Source organism: Marinobacterium litorale DSM 23545 (assembly GCF_000428985.1).
Classification (GTDB): Bacteria; Pseudomonadota; Gammaproteobacteria; order Pseudomonadales; family Balneatricaceae; genus Marinobacterium_D; species Marinobacterium_D litorale.
Genome location: NZ_AUAZ01000046.1, coordinates 1 through 17,941, shown reverse-complemented (window position 1 = coordinate 17,941; position 17,941 = coordinate 1). Strand labels below are relative to the sequence as shown.

Sequence of the window (17,941 nt, the reverse complement as noted above, 5' to 3'; positions counted from 1 at the left end):
TGGCAGGTGGAGCTCTTCTTCAAAGCGCTCAAGCAGAACCTGAAGATAAAGGCGTTTTTAGGTCACAGTAAAAATGCAGTGTTGACGCAGATCTGGATCGCCATGATCTGCTATCTGCTGCTCTCGTTTGCTCGCCATAGTGCGCGGCAAGGCTGGAGTGTACAACGCATTATGCGAACTCTTCAGGTGAGCTTGTTCGAACGCATTCCCCTTTGGGCGCTGCTCAATCCTCCTCCACCCGAGCCACAAAAAAGGGACCCTCAAATGAGGATCCCTTTATGATCAAAAAAACTATGGGACAGCAGTGGCCCGAAGGCCCCCTTTCCCGAAGTTACGAAGGACCACCGAAGCAGTCGAATTCGCACGTTCAGTATAACCTGTTAGCACCCTTTCCCGCCACGATAGCGCGAGTCAGGTGCCGCCGCTCAGCTCGGGAAGGAGTAAACCACCCCTTCACGCACCCCACTTGAGGGCCACCGTTGAGTAATCGTCTTACGGCGCGTATAGAAACGGATCGCATCCGGCCCGTAGGCACTCAGATCACCAAACAGTGAACGCTTCCAGCCACCAAAGCTGTGGTAGGACACCGGCACCGGCAGCGGTACGTTGACACCCACCATGCCCACCTGGATCTGGTCACAGAAGTAGCGCGCCGCTTCACCGTCGCGGGTAAAAATGCAGGTTCCATTACCATACTCGTGACGGTTAATCAGATCGATCGCGTCCTGCAGGCTGTCCACACGCACCACGACCAGCACCGGACCGAATATTTCATCGGTGTAGATACTCATCTCCTCGGTAACACGGTCGAACAGCGTAGCGCCCACAAAGTAGCCATCTTCATGGCCCGGCACAGAGATATCCCGGCCATCGACCACCAGCTCAGCCCCCTGCTCGACACCGGCATCGATGTATCCCTTGACCCGATCACGGGACTGGGCCGTAATCAGCGGGCCCATATCGTTGCTGTTATCGAGACCGGAGCCCACTTTAAGACCCGCGATCTTCTCTTTGAGCGCCGCGACCAGACGGTCGGCAATCTCATCACCCACGGTCACGGCCACAGACAGTGCCATGCAGCGCTCACCGCAGGAACCGTATGCGGCCCCCATCATCGCGTTAACCGCGTTATCCAGATCGGTATCCGGCATCAGTACCGAGTGGTTCTTGGCACCACCCAGCGCCTGGCAGCGCTTGCCATTTGCAGCGGCTTCGCTTGAGATGTAGTGCGCAATCGGCGTGGAGCCAACAAAGCTCACCGCTTGTACAACCTCTGACTGCAGCAGCGTATCCACGGCTTCCTTATCGCCATTGACCACATTAAGCACGCCCTTGGGCAGGCCTGCCTCAATCGCCAGTTCTGCAATTCGCAGAACACTGCTGGGGTCGCGCTCGGACGGCTTCAGGACGAAAGTGTTGCCACACATGACAGCAGCCGGCCACATCCACAGCGGCACCATGGCCGGGAAGTTAAACGGTGTAATACCTGCAACCACGCCCAGCGCCTGGAACTCGCTCCAGCTGTCGATGTTCGGACCGACATTCTTGCTGTGCTCGCCCTTGAGCATCTGCGGAATGCCACAGGCAAACTCCACGTTTTCGATGCCGCGCTGCAGCTCGCCCTTGGCATCGTGCAACACCTTGCCGTGTTCACGGCTGATCAGCTCACAAATCTCATCCGCATGCTGCTCAAGCAGCATCTTAAAGCGGAACATCACCTGTGCGCGCTTGGCCGGCGGTGTTTCCCGCCACGCCGGATAAGCGGCGGCGGCATTGGCGATCGCCTGCTCGACGGTCGCTGCGCTGGCCAGCTCCACCTCGCCGGAAACGGCGCCTGTAGAGGGGTTGTAGATGGGTTGAGTCCGGCCCTGCGTCAGAACGGTTTCACCGCCGATAAAATGCCCAACTGTCTGAGTCACCCTGTATCTCCTGTCTCTTGTTATGAACGTTTAGTCGGCGCTATTCAGCGAGTCACCGAGAATATTGATAATCTGATCGATCTGATCCTGCTCGATAATAAAGGGCAGACCCAGCTGAAGTGTGTCGCCGCCGTAGCGTACGTACAGCCCCTTGCGCCAGCACTCCATCGCAATTTCCCAGGGCCGACGGGTCGGCTCGCCCGGTTTGGCGGCGATGGTCAGGCCCGCAGCAAAACCGTAGTTGCGAATATCAGTCACGTGCTTACAGCCCTTCAGGCTATGCACCTTCTCTTCAAAGATAGGCGCCATTTCGGCAACGCGGGCAATCAGATGTTCATTTTCCAGTACATCCAGCGCAGCCATCGCGGCCGCGCAGGCCACCGGATGACCGGAATAGGTGTAGCCATGGGGCAGCTCCACGTTGTAGTGGGCACCACCGGCCTCCATAAAGGCATCGTGAATCTCATCCTTGACGATAACGGCACCCATGGGGATTGCGCCGTTGGTGATCTGCTTGGCCACGTTAATCATATCCGGCACAACACCGAAAGCATCCGCACCAAACATGGCACCGGCGCGACCAAATCCAGTGATCACCTCGTCAAAGATCAGCAGCACGTTGTGCTTGTCGCAGATCTCCCGCAGTCGTTTCAGGTAGCCCACCGGCGGAATAATGACACCGGCAGAACCGGAGAACGGTTCCACAATCACCGCTGCAACGTTAGACGCGTCGTGCAGTACGATCATATCCTCCAGCTCGTCGGCGAACTCAGCGCCCTGCTCCGGCATCCCCTTGGTGAAAGCCATCTCCGGACGCCAGGTGTGGTGCAGATGATCCGACTCCATCGCCTGGCCCCAGAGCTTGCGGTTACCGCCAATGCCGCCGAAGCTGATACCGCCCCAGCTGGCCCCGTGATAGCCCTTGGCACGGCCAATGATTCGGGTTTTGGTCGCCTGACCCTTCTGGCGCCAGTAAGCACGGGCTATCTTGGTAGAGGTGTCGGCAGACTCTGAGCCGGAGTTGGTGAAAAATACTTTGTTCAGACCTTCCGGTGCCAGGTTGGCGACGCGTTCCGCCAACTGGAACGCCAGCGGGTGGCCATACTGGAACGCCGGTGCGTAATCCAGCACGCCCAGTTGCTTGGCAACCGCTTCCTGAATTTCCGGACGATTATGTCCGGCACCACAGGTCCACAAACCCGACAGACCATCCAGAATCCGTCGACCCTCTGCGTCGATCAGGTAGGCCCCTTCGGCGCCGGTGATCATCCGTGGGTTTTCTTTAAATTCACGATTGGAGGTATAGGGCATCCAGTATGCATCTAACTGTGCCTGGGTGATCCCCGCTGCCTGAGCCTGGTTCATTGTCAGATTCCTGAAAAAGGTTGGAACAGATTCGTGAACGCACTGTAGGTTAGGATCTATGTTTGATAAATTACTATTTATCGAAACTAACTTTCATTTATGTGAAACAAATATGCGCGCTTTGCTGGGAAACCTGAGTGATACCGATATCCGTCTGCTACGGGTCTTTATGGCAGTGGTAGAGGCTGGCGGGCTGAGTGCGGCCGAACTGGAACTCAACATTGGCCGTTCCACCATCAGCCGTCACCTGAAAGACCTGGAAGTACGACTTGGGATGACTCTGTGTCGACGGGGCCGCGGGGGCTTCTCCATGACTCAGGAGGGGCTGCAGATCTACGAATACGCCCAGCGGCTGATCAGCTCAATCGAGGATTTCCGGCATCAGGTGAATGATATGCACCGGACTCTCCAGGGTCAGCTATCCATTGCCATGTTCGATAAAACGGTAAGCAACCCGGAGTGCCATGTACCTGATGCGATCGCTGACTTCATTGCCAGTGCACCTGAGGTCCAGATCGATATCCACGTGGTGCCGGTTAACCAGATCGAGAAAGGCGTTCTGGATGGTCACTATCAGGTCGGCATCATTCCCACGCACCGTCCATCCAGCAGCCTGCATTACATTCCGCTGTTCGGTGAGCAGATGCATCTCTACTGCGGGCGTGGCCATCCGTTGTTCGACCGCGCTGAACGGGTAGAAGCGCGAGAAATTCGCGCTCAACGCTACGCGGGCCTGAGCTTTCACAGCCCCAATATGGAAACCGGCCGTATGCATGGCCTGGAGAAAAGTGCAGTTGCCAACGATCAGGAGGGAATTGCCACGTTGATCAAATCAGGGGCCTTTATCGGCTATCTCCCTGACCACTACGCTGCCCCTTTTGTAGCGGCCGGATCGATGCGACGCCTGATGAGGCGTGAGTTTGACTACCACTGCGAATTTGCCGCGCTTTACCGTAAGTCTCCGGCACCGACGCGGCTGGTGGAACGGTTTCTGGATGCTCTGCGCGGGTACCGCACATCAATCAATTAGCCAACCGGGTCAGCACATCCAGCAACCACTCCTTTTCGCCGTCCTTGAGTCGTTGGTACTGACCCTCTTCCTGATCGATTACTCGCTCAATCATACGTTCACTGAATGTTTCACCCGAAGGCGTCAGAAAAAGCGCATAGGAGCGTCTGTCTTTTTTCGACGGACGCCTTTCAATCAGACTCATCTGCTCAAGTTTATCCACGGCGGCCACCATGGCCGAACGGTCGTTCCCCAATGCCTGGGCGACAGCGGTCTGAGTTAGCCCGGGGTTTTCCTTGACGATAACCAGTACCCCAAAGAGTCCGGGACTGATACCAAGATCAGAACATGCCGCTGAAAACCGGCTGAAGAATTTAAGCTGAGCACGACGCAGCTTATAACCCAGCAGCTGATCCAGCACGCCAAAATCAATCTGCTCCTCATCCGTTGAGTATTTACTGTTCAACGACTCTTCCATCCCACCTCCATACATCGACAGATATCGTCCGCTACTTATCCGCAATTCTAAACCAGTTTGCGAACCGGGTCACAACGAACCACTGTCCAGGCCAATAGAAATAAAACAGGGAGCCCAAAGGCTCCCTAAAGAGGCGACACAAGGCCCGCAAAAACCCGGACGCCTGGGGTCATCCGACACCGGTTAATCCAATAGATGAACCAACGCCAGAGTGATCGAAGGAAACGCGACCAACAGGCCAACGCGCACGACATCAGACAGCAGGAAGGGAACAACACCCTTGAAGCAATCTTTCAGAGCCAGCGATGGATCGAAGGATTTAATGATAAACACGTTCATGCCGACGGGTGGTGTGATCAACCCAACCTCCACGACAACCAGTGCCAGGATGCCGAACCAGATCCCAGCATCTTCGGGTGGAAGCCCGAAATCCATCGCCATAATGATCGGAAAGTAGATCGGAATCGTCAGCAGAATCATCGCCAGACTATCCAGGAAGCAGCCCAGCAACAGGTAGGTCAGCAGCATCAGGATCAGCACCATGTAGGGTGACAAGCCTGAATTTTCGATCAGATCAACACCCGCCGAAGGTAGCTGCGACAACGCAATAAACACACTGAAGAGATCGGCACCAAACACGATGAAGAAAATCATCGCGGTAGAAACAGCCGTGCGAATCAGGCTTTCCTTGAAGTCGGCCATACCCATTTTGCCATGGGTAAACGCCAATACCGCCGTCAGGAACACGCCCACGGACGCCGCTTCCGTCGGGGTAAAGAAGCCTAAATAAATCCCGCCAAGGACGATCAGAAATATCAGCGAGATATGCCAGACATCTTTGGTGGCACGAATACGCTCCCCCCAGGTTGCCTGTTCACCTCGCGGCCCCGAACCCGGCCATATCCGCACGTAGATCGCTATCGCCAGCATGTAGCCGAACGCGGCCAGAAAGCCCGGCGCGAACGCGGCGATAAACATTTTCGAGATGTTCTGCTCGGTCAGGACCGCGAAGATAATCAATACCATCGAGGGTGGGATCAGGATCCCTAAAGTACCGCCCGCCGCCAGGGAACCTGCCGAGAGGCCACCCGCATAATTCAAACGACGCATCTCCGGCAAAGCCACCTTGCCCATTGTCGACGCCGTTGCGAGAGATGATCCACAAATGGCCCCGAAGGCAGCACAACCGGCGACAGCAGCCATCGCCAGGCCACCTTTCATATGACCAACCCATTTGTTACAGGTGCGAAAAAGCTCGGCGGTTATCCCGGCACGGGTGGCCAGCTCGCCCATCAGCAGGAACAGCGGTACCACCGAGAGATCATAAGTAGAAAATTTGGACACCGGAGCTGTCCCCAGATACTCCAGCAGCGCCGGTGCACCGGCGAGCAACGTATATCCAAACGCACCACATCCCAACATGGATAGTGCGATCGGGATACGGAAGCCCATCAGCACCAGCAACGCACCCATCATCAGGAATGCCAGTTCAATGTCGCTCATTTCGCCCCCCTCTGGAGGAAAAACATGTAGAGGTTGTAGAGGCTTAGCAGCAGCATCAGAGCCATGCAGGCTACACCCACGGCAAAAGCCCACCACATGGGCAGCCCCAGTATCATGGTCTGTTCGAAATAATCGTGGGATTCAAAACCACTGACCGTCAGTCGCCAAACCAATACCCCGGCCACAATTGCGAACAGAAGATCCCCGATCATATCCAGCACACGCAGCGTGGCGGGCTTACAGGCTGCAGTGAACAGATCCACCACTACATGGCCCTTCTTCAGATAACACTCGGGGAGGAACAGGAATACCGAGATCGCCAGACCGACCTCGACCAGCTCGTAATCACCTTCTACCGACCAGCCAACAGTTGAGCGGCCAAGGACGCTGACCACCGTCATGGTCGCCAGCGCCAGCATGATCAAGCCCCCCAGCAGCGCAAACTGCCGGGAGACCCAGGCCAATCCCCTACCGACCGCGGTCTGGCAAGCTGATTGATCCAGGGCGGTTGTCATGATCCACCGTTCTGCTTTTCATATTTGCTGATCAGATCCTGCGCCTCTTTATAGAGTGCAGCGCCGTCATAACCTTCATCGGTCATGTTTTGAATCCAGGCGTCCGTGATCGGCTGCATCGCTTCTTTCCACTTTTCACGCTCAGCGTCAGGGAGTGTATAGAAGCTGTTGCCCTCATCGACCGCTGCTTTGCGTCCCACCAGTTCGGATTCATCGAACAGACGGCCGATATGGCCCGCCAGTTCAAGGCCGGAGTTGTCATCGATCACTTTCTGCAGGTCCGGCGGCAGCGACTCGTAGGTATCCTTGTTCATGGAGAACAGGAAGAACTGGGCGTACAGGCCTCGATCGCCCGTGATCTCTGTATGATGCTCAACCAACTGATGGATTTTGAGTGGCGCTACCACTTCGAACGGCAGTACCGCCACATCCAGGACGCCCTTGGACAGTGCGCTGGGCATCTGTGGAACCGGCATAAAAACCGGGTTCGCATCAAATACGGCAAATGCATCCGCCATCACCGTATTGGGGGCACGCAGCTTCATGCCGTCCAGATCGTCACCGCCTTTGACTGGGTTTTCACGGGAGTGCAAAGAACCTGGCGCGTGGGTGTGCATCGCAAGCAGATGGACATCTTTCAACTCTTCTGCCATCTCTTTTTCTGCGTACTCCTGAATCGCCATGCTGGTTGCTTCAGCATTGGCCGGCATAAACGGCAGCTCGAAGACTGTCGCCTTGGGGAATCGGCCCGGCGTGTAACCGCCTACAGTCCAGGTAATATCCGCGATCCCTTTGCGCGCCTGATCAAAAAGCTGGGGTGGCTTACCGCCAAGCTGCATGGCCGGGAAAATCTCGATATCGATACGACCGTTGGATTCCTTCTCGATCTTCTCAGCCCAGGGGCTCAGAAACTTGGAATGCGCCATCGACATGGGCGGCAGGAAATGGTGGAGCTTGAAAGTGAACTCGGCTTCAGCGAAAGCCTGAGTGGAGAGGGTCAGTCCAGTTGCAGACAACGCGACAGCCGCCGCGAGAGTTTTCAATCTCATTGTTCAGCACCTTGTTATTGTTTTCGATACGGCGAGCCGACTCACCCAACGGCTTCATCGCCTCCCTTACTGAATCTATTTATTGCATAAACTGTTTATTCACACAACATATTAACTATTCAATTTATGAAATTAACATTGATTGATTACAAAACAGTAATGGACACACGTCGCGGCAAGCACCTTCAGGTTGAAGCGAGAAGCCGGTGTCCGACCAACTCGCAGCGGCAGGGGTCAATCCTGTGGATAGTCTGTCTCAGCCACAAGACGCAGCATGTCGAACAACTGCTGATGCTGCTCGACTGTGAGAAAGCTGAAAAAGCGCTGGTTATGGTCGAGAGCCCGATTACGCACCTGTTGTTGGAATGCCTCTCCCTGCTCGGTCAGATACAGCGCATTGGAACGGCGGTCATTGGGTGCAGGCTGTCTGACCAACAACCCCCGCTTTTCCAGCTTATCGACGATAGCGACCATGGCCGACCGGTCATTGCCCATGGCTGCTGCGACTGCCGTTTGAGTGAGACCGGGGTTGCGCTGAACGATTTCCAAAGCCCCAAAAAGACCCGGTGTTATATCGAACTCGGCAAAGCACTCATTAATCTGACGGAAGGTGTTCAACTGGGCACGGCGAATCCAGTAGCCCGTCAACTCATGCAGGGTACCGAAATCGATACCCGCCTCATCACAATTGTTACTTGCCATAGTCTCTTTCTACTCACTCTCGGCGATGGTGCGGGTTTAGCGCGCTTAGCACTGCGCCGACCTACTGTTTTAGTTGCATAGATAATTAATTTTAACAACAAATATAAAGTATATAACTATTTTTTACTTCCATACTGTTGATGTATCAAACAATTAAGTTTATAAACTATATCTTTGACCACTCCCGGTGGTGGAACCTAATCGTTATAAAAACAAGAGGTCATCGACTATATGAGCAAGGTGATTACCGCAGACCAGGCCGCCGCTCTGATCAACGACGGCGATACCGTCGCCTGGACCACAATCGGCATGTCCTATTTCGCGGAAGAGATAGCACAGGCGCTGGAAAAACGTTTTGTGGAAACCGGGACACCGCGCAACATCACGCCTGTTCACGACTGCGGATGTGGTGATGGCAAAGATGCCGGTATGGCCCACCTGGCTTATGAGGGACTGGTCAAACGCCTTATATCCGGTCATACCGGCCAGGCCCCAAAGATGGCCCAGATGGTCGCTGACAATAAGATCGAGGCCTACCTTCTCCCTCAGGGCGTACTCGCTACCCTCTGGCGCCAGATCGCCGGACACAAACCGGGCGTAATCACCAAAGTGGGCATGGGAACCTACGTGGACCCACGTATCGCCGGCGGCAAGGTCACGAGCCTGACCAAAGAGGACTTGGTCAAACTCATCGAGATAGAAGGTGACGAGTGGCTTCTATATAAGAGCTTTCCGGTTAATGTCGCCATCATTCGCGCGACCACCGCCGATGAAAACGGCAACCTCTCAGTAGAGGAAGAAGCGCAAATCAGCGAAGCGTTGCCAATGGCGCAGGCCGCCCACAACACCGGCGGTATTGTGATCGCTCAGGTAAAGTATCTTGCCGAGGCGCACTCCCTGCACCCGAAAGATGTGAAGATACCCGGCGCATTGGTAGATTACGTGGTCGTGGCCGAGCCGGAAAACCACAAACAAACCATCACTACCGTCTACAACCCGGGCCTGGCAGGCAACACGCGCGTTCCCCTGGGCGCCATTCCGCCTATGCCGTTCAGCGAAAGGAAGCTGATTGCCCGTCGTGCCGCCATGGAACTCCGTCCTGATACGCTGGTTAACCTGGGCATTGGTGTGCCGGATGGCGTTGCCTCCGTCGCTGCCGAAGAAGGCGTAGTCAAGCAGTTCACCCTGACCACCGAACTGGGTACCTACGGGGGAATCCCGGCCTCCGGCGGCGACTTCGGTGCTGCCTGGAATGCCGATGCCATCATCGAACACCACGCCCAATTCGATTTCTACGACGGTGGCGGCCTCGACATCGCGTTTCTCGGACTTGCCCAGGCGGATATGGAAGGCAACCTCAACGTCAGCAAATTCGGCCCTAAAGTGGTTGGCCCCGGCGGCTTCATCAACATCACTCAGAGTGCAAAGAAAGTGGTGTTCTGCGGCACACTGACCGCAGGTGCCAAGTATGAATTTACAGAGGATGGCATCCGAATCGCCCAGGAAGGCAAAGCGAAGAAATTCGTTGAGGCTGTGGACCAGATCACCTTTAGCGGAAAAATCGCCCGTCAGAATAAGCAGCCCGTTATCTACATTACCGAACGTGCGGTGTTTGAACTGCGAGACGAAGGGATCACCCTGACCGAGATCGCACCGGGCCTGGACCTCGAAAAGGACGTCATTGCCGCGATGGACTTCCGGCCACATGTGGCTGACGAACTGAAGCTCATGCCTGTAGAGCTATTCCACGAAACCTGGGGTGGCCTGAAAGCGGTCATGAGCGGCGACCAATAAACCGGGCAACCGTGCCAAATCCAATAACAAAGGAGAGATACCGATGTCTCTGAATAATGTAGAAATCCCCTACGGTGCCTATTGGTCCACCCCGTTTACCAAGTGGCAGGGGACGCTTCAGCACCTGCATGCCATGAAGTTTGCCGCCTGGGTTGCCAAGAACGAACTCAACAAGCGCGAAATAGATCCGACGGTTTTGGACTCCGGCGTTCTGGGCATGACCAACGCTCAGTATCAATCGTTCTATGGTGCCCCCTGGCCACTGTATGAACTGGGTGCCACAAAGACCCCCGGGCATCTGCTGAGCCAGGTCTGCGCAACCGGTGTCCGCGGCCTGTTCGCCAGCGCCTCCGAGATCGCTCTGGGGCTGGCTGAAACCTCTCTTCTGCTGACCGCAGACCGCTGCTCCAATGGCGCGCATATCTACTATCCGGCACCCAACGGTCCCGGTGGATACGGCCAGTCGGAAGACCAGGTCACCTACAACATGCAGCATGACGCCATAGCCGGCCACTCCATGATCCAGACCGGCGAAAACGTTGCCAAACAGTTTGGCATCACCCGGGAAGAACTGGATGCCGTCGCACTGCGCCGTTATGAGCAGTACCAAGAGGCGTTAAAGGATGACCAGGCTTTTCAGAAACGCTATATGACGCTGCCGTTCAGCGTCCCCAACCCCTCATTCCGCAAAGAAACAACAACACTGACCGGTGATGAAGGCGTGTTTCCAACAACGGCCGAGGGGCTGGCTAAACTCAAACCGGTCAACGAGGGTGGGGTCGTTACCTTCGGCAACATGACCCACCCGGCCGATGGCAACGCGTCGATGATTCTGACTTCCGCCGACAAGGCTCGGGAGTTCAGTACCGACAAGAGCATCCGCATTCAACTTTGCGGTTTCGGCCAGGCTCGTACCGAGCTCGCCCATATGCCGGCAGCCCCCATCGACGCCGCCGCACAAGCCGTCGCTATGGCAGGCATCGATTACAGCCAAGTCAAGGCGATAAAAACCCACAACCCATTCGCAGTGAATGACGTAGCCTTCGCCAAAGCAACCGGTGTGGACGTGATGACCATGAATAACTACGGCTGCTCGATGATCTGGGGCCACCCCCAGGGACCTACCGGGATGCGGGCCATCATCGAGATGATTGAGGAGCTCGTGATCGTCGGCGGCGGCTACGGCCTGTTCACAGGCTGCGCCGGGGGAGACCAGGGCATGGCTGTCGTGATTCGCGTCAGCGACCGATAGGCTGTCGAAGTCAGGGGAGCGGATGCTCCCCTTCTCTTTTCTCACGCATTAGCAGAAAGATCAACAAACCCAATATTTTGCATTTACATTTGTTGTTATATACAACTATTATTAATCAAACCAAATACTGGCCCGATATCGAAACTCAACGATGCGGTCATCATGAGCCAAAGAACAACAAGAGGCAGAACGATGAATGAGTACCGTCACCTGACCTTCTCTGTCGAGGAAGGCATCGGACACCTGACCCTTAACCGGCCCGAGAAAAAGAACGCGATTAATGATGCGCTCTGTCTGGAGATTGAGGAGGTGTTCCGCAATCTTCCCTCCGACCTGAATGTCATTTTGTTGTCCGGTAACGGCCCCGAGTTCTGCTCCGGCCTCGACCTGTCCGAACACACGGCCCGTGAGCCCTTCGAAGTCGTCAACCACTCCCGCATGTGGCACCGGGTGTTCAGCTACATCCGCAACTCCTGCGTACCGGTGGTCGCGGCGATGCACGGTGCCGTCATTGGCGGCGGTCTGGAACTGGCGGCCTGCGCTCATGTGCGTGTCTCCGACGAAACAACCTTTTACCGCCTGCCGGAGGGCCGCCACGGCATCTTCGTTGGCGGCGGTGCTTCCGTCACCGTTGCCCGGATTATCGGTGCAGGCCGCATGACCGAGATGATGCTCACCGGCCGCACTCTGAACGCCGAGGACGGCGAGCGCCTGGGCCTGGCCCACTACATCGTGCCCAAGGGTGAGGCGCTGGCGAAAGCGCAGGAACTGGCCGCCACTATCGCCACCAACTCCCGCTTCTCAAACTGGGCGATGGCGACAGGTCTTTCCCGGATCGACAACATGTCCGCCGAAGAGGGTCTGTACACCGAGTCATTGATCACCGGTATTACCCAAACCAGCGGCGAAGTTAAAGAACGCATCGATTCCTTCCTGAATCGCAAGAAAAAGTCCTGATAACGGCCCCACTCAGAGGAGAAGCAAGATGGATATCAATAACAACCACTTCATCGTAACCGGTGCAAGCTCTGGTATCGGCGAAGCTGTCGCGCGTCGCCTGCTGAGTCAGGGTGCCCGGGTAACCCTGGCCGACATTAACGCTGAAGGGGGTAACAAAGTTGCGGCTGAGCTCGGTGACAAAGCACAGTTCGTGCAGACCGACATCAGCGACGAAGCATCCGTTCAAAACTGCATGGACACCGCTGTCGAATCCTTCGGGCCGATCAACGGGCTGGTCAACTGCGCGGGCATCCCCGGTGCAGAGCGCGTTGTCGGCCGTGAAGGCCCGCATCGCCTGGCCACGTTCGAGCGCGCACTGAAGGTCAATCTGCTCGGCACCTTCAATATGATCCGTCTTGCCGCCGACAAGATGCAGAGCAATGAACCGGGTGCCGATAATGAGCGCGGCGTCATTATCAATACCGCCTCCGTGGCCGCCTTCGACGGCCAGATCGGTCAGGCGGCCTATTCCGCCTCAAAAGGGGGTGTGTGCGCCATGACTCTGCCGATCGCACGCGAGCTCGCCAAGTTTGGCATTCGCGTTCTGACCATTGCGCCGGGCATCTTCAAAACCCCGATGATGGATGTGCTGCCGGAAGAGGTTCAGCAATCCCTGGGCGCCTCAGTCCCCTTTCCGCAGCGCTTGGGCGACCCGGATGAATTCGCGTCACTGGCACAGCATATCATCGAAAACCGGATGCTCAACGGAGAGGTGATTCGACTCGACGGTGCCATCCGCATGGCCGCCAAATAAGAAGAACGAGGTGTATGATGAGTCTTTATCAGGCCCCGCTCAAAGATATGCAATTGCTTGTTGAACAGGCGCTTGCCAAAACCGGCTTGGCCGAACTTTCAGCCCTGGCGGATTTTGATACAGAGCTGGTCAGCGCCGTACTCGATGAAGCCAGCAAGTTTGCCAGCGGAGAGCTGGCTCCGCTCAACACCGTTGGTGATATTGAGGGCTGCCGTTTCGAGAACGGTCAGGTGATCACGCCGGCCGGTTGGAAAGAGGCGTATCGCCAGTTCTGTGACGCGGGCTGGATGGGGCTCGCGCTCCCGGCGGAATTCGGCGGTCAATCGCTGCCGAAGTTCATCGCTCAACCGGTCAATGAGATGTGGCTGTCGGCCAATCTGGCCTTCGTCATGTTCCACGCGCTGGCTCAGGGTGGCAGTGAAATCCTGCTGCACTTCGGTACCGATGCGCAGAAAGCGCGTTATCTGGAGCCGATAATCAGTGGCCGATGGACAATTGCCATGGCACTTACCGAACCCAATGCAGGGTCCGACCTGGGCGCGCTGACCACCAAAGCGATTCCGCAACACGATGGTCGCTATCTGATCAAGGGACAAAAGATCTATATCACCTACGGTGAGCATGATCTGGCCGAGAACATTGTTCACCTGGTTCTCGCCCGGACACCGGATGCCCCCGCCGGTAGCCGCGGCATCTCCCTGTTCGCAGTACCCAAATACCGAATTAACGCCGATGGCTCGCTGGGCGACGCCAACGATGTGATCTGCACTGGCATCGAGCACAAAACCGGCCTGCACGGCAGTCCCACCTGTTCGATCAGCTACGGCGACAACGATGCGTGCTATGGCGAGCTGATTGGTGAGGAGAACAAGGGCCTTGCCGCCATGTTCGTGCTGATGAACGAGGCGCGTCTGAGCTGCGGCATGCAGGGTGTCGGACTCGGCGAAATGGGCTATCAGCGTTCACTCGAATACTCACTGGAACGCACCCAGGGCGCCGACTACCGTGATGGTAAACAGCGTGTCACCATCGCACAGCATCCGGATGTGGCGCGCATGCTTCTGTCGATCCGCTCGGAGGTGATGGGGCTGCGCTCGCTCGGTTATCTGATTGCGGCGCAGATCGACAAAGCGGAACATACCGAGGACAAGGCTGAACGTCTGGCACTTCAGTCCCGCATCGCGCTGTTGACCCCGATCTTCAAGGCCTGGGCGACAGAGCGCGCCAACCTGATGGCGGGTACAACCATCCAGATCTTCGGTGGCATGGGCTTTGTTGAAGAAACCGGTGTCGCCCAGTTGATGCGTGATGCGCGGATCACGACGATCTATGAGGGTACAACCGGTATCCAGGCGCGCGACCTTACGTTCCGCAAGATCCAGGCTGACGGCGGCAAAGCGCTTACCGCTCTGCTGGACGAAATCGATGCCGATGCAGCCCGGGTACAGACCGCAATCACTGTATCGCTCACCGGGGCGACAAACGCCGTACGGAACAGACTGGAACGCATCGTCAGTAACGGCGATAACCTGCTGCAACTTAATGCCGGTTCGGTGCCACTACTGGAAGCGCTGGGTACGCTTTGCTGCGCCTGGCAGCTCGCCAATCTGGCGCAACTGGCCGAAGCGCGGTACAGCGAAGACCCGGCCTACTTCGGCAATATTCAGGCGCTGGCGCATTATTACTTCGCGCACGCTGTGCCTGGTATCGAAGCACGACTGGAAACCTTCACCCAGGCCGATGCGGGCATCGCCGATTACCGTTTCGACATCTGAAACCACCGCTTTTATCGACAAGAATAACGACACTACAAACCGCGGTCCGGGACAAATAAAAGAATCAGGGCCGCGAGGGAGACGCCGAAAAATGCTATCCGATTTTCATAACGTCAACGTCAAAAAGCTCGAAGCAACCATTGAACAACGGGAAAACGGCGAACAGATCGTACGCTGCACGGATCCTCTGGGTGAATACGCCGAGCGCTGGACCGACCGCCTGGAGTACTGGGCCCGCGAAGCACCGGACCGCGTATTTGTGGCTCAACGCAATGCCGATGGCCACTGGGACGAAATAACCTATCACCAAGCACTCCAGAAAGTGCGAGCCATCGCCAGTTGGCTGCTCAATCAAGGTCTTAGTACGGAACGCCCGCTCGTCTGTCTGTCCGGCAACAGCAATGAACATCTTTTGATGGCCCTGGCCGCCATGTATATCGGCGTGCCCTACGCTTCGGTTTCAACCGCCTATTCTCTGATCTCGACCGACTTCGGCAAGCTGCGCCATGTATTCGATGTGCTGACACCGGGGTTGATCTTCGTCGACAACCTCGGGCCCTACCGGGACGCAATCGACGCCGTCGCCAGCGACGACCTTCCTTTAATTGCCGTTTCCACTGCCCATGGCGATGACAATCTAAACAACCCGGTAACCCGGTTCGACGTTGCTCAGGAGTGCTCTATCGATCCGGAACTGGAGCGCACCCATGCGACTGTCAACGGTGATACCATCGCCAAGTTCATGTTCACATCCGGCTCCACCGGAATGCCCAAGGCGGTCATCATCACGCAGCGCATGCTGTGCGCCAATCAGGTGATGATCAACAGCATGATGGCGTTTTTGAAGGACGAGCCGCCGGTACTGGTCGACTGGCTGCCGTGGAACCACACTTTCGGTGGCAACCATAATGTGGGCATCGCGCTCTACAACGGCGGCAGCCTCTATATCGATCACGGCAAGCCGACTGAAAAGGCATTTGATATCACACTGGAAAACCTGCGCGATGTGGCACCGACGCTCTACCTCAACGTCCCGAGTGGTTATGAACTGCTGGTTAAGCGACTGCGTGAAAATCCGGAAATCGCCAAGACATTCTTCTCTCGACTGAAACTGACCATGTTTGCCGCTGCGGGTCTGTCCCAGCACATCTGGGACGCTCTGGACGAACTGGCTATCGAATACACCGGCAAGAAGATCCCGATGATCACCGGTCTCGGTGCCACCGAAACTGCGCCTTCGGCGCTGTTTGCGTCAGTCGAGGAGTCCGCCTCGGGCGTTGTGGGAAACCCGTTGCCAGGTGTGGAAATGAAACTGGTTCCAAACGGTGACAAGCTCGAGGCACGTATACGCGCCGTCACCGTCACACCGGGCTATTGGCGCGCGCCCGAGCAAACGGCAAAGTCCTACGATGATGAAGGTTTTTATTGTCTGGGCGACGCCGTCAAGTATATCGATCCAGAGCAGCCCGAGCGCGGGTTCCGCTTTGATGGACGAGTCTCCGAGGACTTCAAGCTCAATACCGGAACCTGGGTCAGCGTGGGCATGCTCAAAGCACATATCATCCATTTCTTTGCGCCCTACGTGCAGGATGTGGTTATCGCCGGCCACGACCAAAAATTTGTATCCGCCATCGTGATTCCGGACGTGGACCATTGCCGCAGGCTGGTTTCGAAGGGTGAAAACCTGTCCACCAGCGAGTTGCTGCGCGCGCCTCACCTGCGCGAAACATTCCAACGCTTGTTGGATGAGATGGCGAAAAGCAGCACGGGCAGCTCGACCAAGGTGTGCCGCATGCTATTGCTCGATGAAGCGCTCTCGATCGACCTCAACGAAGTGACGGACAAAGGTTCGATCAATCAGCGCGCGGTCCTTAAAAACCGCGCTCACCTGGTCGAGGATCTGTACAGCAGTCAACCCTCTGATGATGTTTTGGTACTGAGCCGGTAGGCGAATCCAGTCTCAGGAGGGCGCGCAGATGCTCAGCAGCACACGTAGCGTATTGATCGAATGGGGCGACTGCGATCCCGCCGGGATCGTGTTCTACCCCCGTTACTTCGCTTTTTTCGACGCTTCAACCGCGCACCTGTTCAGGGCCGCCGGTCTCGAAAAATACGACCTGTTGAGGAAGTACGATATTGCCGGCTTCCCAATGGTCGATACCCGGGCCACCTTTCACATACCGTCCCGTTATGGTGAGGAGGTCAATATCGAAACCCGCGTAGCCCGGACTGGCAGGAGCAGCTTTGATATCGAGCACAGGCTGTTCAAAGCAGATGGCCGGCTGGCCATCGAGTGTCAGGAAACCCGGGTCTGGCTCGGAGCGCACCCGGATAAACCGCGGCCTAGGGCGATTCCTAAAGATGTGATTGAGCTGTTGACTGGCACCAATATGAAAGAGAACCAAACACACCGGACTCCGGGAGAGTAACAGATGAAAGTACTAGTCAGCGTAAAGCGCGTGATCGACTACAACGTCAAGGTCCGCGTCAAAGCCGATAACTCCGATGTGGATCTGGCCAACGTCAAAATGGCCCTGAACCCGTTCTGTGAGATCGCCGTGGAAGAGGCGATCCGCCTGAAGGAAGCGGGCGTTGCCTCCGAGGTGGTCGTGGTCTCCATCGGCCCCAAAGCGGTTCAGGAACAGCTGCGCACCGCCATGGCATTAGGCGCCGATCGCGCCATCCAGATCGATACCGACGAACTGCCTGAGCCTTTGAACGTGGCCAAACTGCTGGCCAAGGTGGTTGAGGAAGAGCAGCCGGGCCTGGTGATCCTCGGCAAGCAGTCCATCGACTCCGACAACAATCAGACCGGCCAGATGCTGGC

The 17,941-nt window shown here is 56.4% G+C and carries 17 protein-coding genes; 10 read left to right on the top strand and 7 right to left on the bottom strand.

The features are described 5' to 3' along the window. Nucleotides 1-282, top strand: a 282-nt coding sequence (locus G403_RS0119560; RefSeq protein WP_027855491.1) for a transposase, incomplete at its 5' end; no start/stop codon positions are given. Between the two features lie 143 nt (nucleotides 283-425). Here G403_RS0119560 and G403_RS0119555 read toward each other — a convergent pair. Together G403_RS0119555 and aptA are read right to left on the bottom strand one after the other, a co-directional pair. Beyond that, a complete protein-coding gene (locus tag G403_RS0119555) occupies nucleotides 426-1,919 on the bottom strand; it encodes a CoA-acylating methylmalonate-semialdehyde dehydrogenase (protein ID WP_027855490.1) in 1,494 nt (497 codons plus the stop codon). A gap of 30 nt (nucleotides 1,920-1,949) precedes the next feature. After that, nucleotides 1,950-3,284: an omega-aminotransferase AptA gene (gene aptA / locus G403_RS0119550; RefSeq protein WP_036234729.1), complete on the bottom strand. Its 1,335-nt coding sequence runs from the start codon at nucleotides 3,282-3,284 to the stop codon at nucleotides 1,950-1,952. 112 nt (nucleotides 3,285-3,396) lie between these two features. Between aptA and G403_RS24010 the strand changes: the two genes are divergently transcribed. After that, on the top strand, nucleotides 3,397-4,314 hold the full coding sequence (locus tag G403_RS24010; RefSeq protein WP_036234741.1) for a LysR family transcriptional regulator: 918 nt from the start codon (nucleotides 3,397-3,399) through the stop codon (nucleotides 4,312-4,314). Here G403_RS24010 and G403_RS0119540 read toward each other — a convergent pair. The 5 genes from G403_RS0119540 to G403_RS0119520 form a co-directional block, all read right to left on the bottom strand. Next, nucleotides 4,307-4,771, bottom strand: coding sequence for a MarR family winged helix-turn-helix transcriptional regulator (locus G403_RS0119540; RefSeq protein WP_036234726.1), 465 nt, complete (start codon nucleotides 4,769-4,771; stop codon nucleotides 4,307-4,309). The genes G403_RS24010 and G403_RS0119540 overlap by 8 nt on opposite strands. A 183-nt stretch (nucleotides 4,772-4,954) precedes the next feature. Further along, nucleotides 4,955-6,274 (bottom strand): TRAP transporter large permease, encoded by a 1,320-nt coding sequence (locus tag G403_RS0119535; protein WP_027855487.1) that lies wholly within the window; start codon nucleotides 6,272-6,274, stop codon nucleotides 4,955-4,957. Next, entirely contained in the window at nucleotides 6,271-6,789 is a 519-nt protein-coding gene (locus G403_RS0119530) for a TRAP transporter small permease (RefSeq protein WP_036234719.1), read from the bottom strand. The genes G403_RS0119535 and G403_RS0119530 overlap by 4 nt, the downstream gene beginning before the upstream one ends. After that, entirely contained in the window at nucleotides 6,786-7,838 is a 1,053-nt protein-coding gene (locus G403_RS0119525; protein ID WP_027855485.1) for a TRAP transporter substrate-binding protein, read from the bottom strand. The genes G403_RS0119530 and G403_RS0119525 overlap by 4 nt, the downstream gene beginning before the upstream one ends. A gap of 234 nt (nucleotides 7,839-8,072) precedes the next feature. Then, a complete protein-coding gene (locus G403_RS0119520; protein ID WP_027855484.1) occupies nucleotides 8,073-8,540 on the bottom strand; it encodes a MarR family winged helix-turn-helix transcriptional regulator in 468 nt (155 codons plus the stop codon). A gap of 231 nt (nucleotides 8,541-8,771) precedes the next feature. Between G403_RS0119520 and G403_RS0119515 the strand changes: the two genes are divergently transcribed. From G403_RS0119515 to G403_RS0119480, 8 genes are all read left to right on the top strand, one after another. Continuing rightward, nucleotides 8,772-10,334, top strand: a complete 1,563-nt coding sequence (locus G403_RS0119515; protein WP_027855483.1) for an acyl CoA:acetate/3-ketoacid CoA transferase — start codon at nucleotides 8,772-8,774, stop codon at nucleotides 10,332-10,334. Between the two features lie 43 nt (nucleotides 10,335-10,377). After that, the gene (locus G403_RS0119510; RefSeq protein ID WP_027855482.1) at nucleotides 10,378-11,586 is read left to right on the top strand and encodes a thiolase family protein; all 1,209 of its coding nucleotides are present in this window, start codon (nucleotides 10,378-10,380) and stop codon (nucleotides 11,584-11,586) included. A gap of 192 nt (nucleotides 11,587-11,778) precedes the next feature. Beyond that, nucleotides 11,779-12,543, top strand: coding sequence for a crotonase/enoyl-CoA hydratase family protein (locus G403_RS0119505; protein WP_027855481.1), 765 nt, complete (start codon nucleotides 11,779-11,781; stop codon nucleotides 12,541-12,543). Between the two features lie 28 nt (nucleotides 12,544-12,571). Then, nucleotides 12,572-13,339: a 3-hydroxyacyl-CoA dehydrogenase gene (locus G403_RS0119500; RefSeq protein WP_027855480.1), complete on the top strand. Its 768-nt coding sequence runs from the start codon at nucleotides 12,572-12,574 to the stop codon at nucleotides 13,337-13,339. 17 nt (nucleotides 13,340-13,356) lie between these two features. Beyond that, the gene (locus G403_RS0119495; RefSeq protein WP_027855479.1) at nucleotides 13,357-15,114 is read left to right on the top strand and encodes an acyl-CoA dehydrogenase family protein; all 1,758 of its coding nucleotides are present in this window, start codon (nucleotides 13,357-13,359) and stop codon (nucleotides 15,112-15,114) included. A gap of 91 nt (nucleotides 15,115-15,205) precedes the next feature. Further along, nucleotides 15,206-17,062 (top strand): feruloyl-CoA synthase, encoded by a 1,857-nt coding sequence (locus tag G403_RS0119490; RefSeq protein ID WP_027855478.1) that lies wholly within the window; start codon nucleotides 15,206-15,208, stop codon nucleotides 17,060-17,062. Nucleotides 17,063-17,090: 28 nt separating this feature from the next. Next, the gene (locus G403_RS24005; RefSeq protein WP_051299303.1) at nucleotides 17,091-17,543 is read left to right on the top strand and encodes an acyl-CoA thioesterase; all 453 of its coding nucleotides are present in this window, start codon (nucleotides 17,091-17,093) and stop codon (nucleotides 17,541-17,543) included. Nucleotides 17,544-17,546: 3 nt separating this feature from the next. After that, on the top strand, nucleotides 17,547-17,941 hold a 395-nt coding region (locus tag G403_RS0119480; protein ID WP_027855477.1), incomplete at its 3' end, for an electron transfer flavoprotein subunit beta/FixA family protein.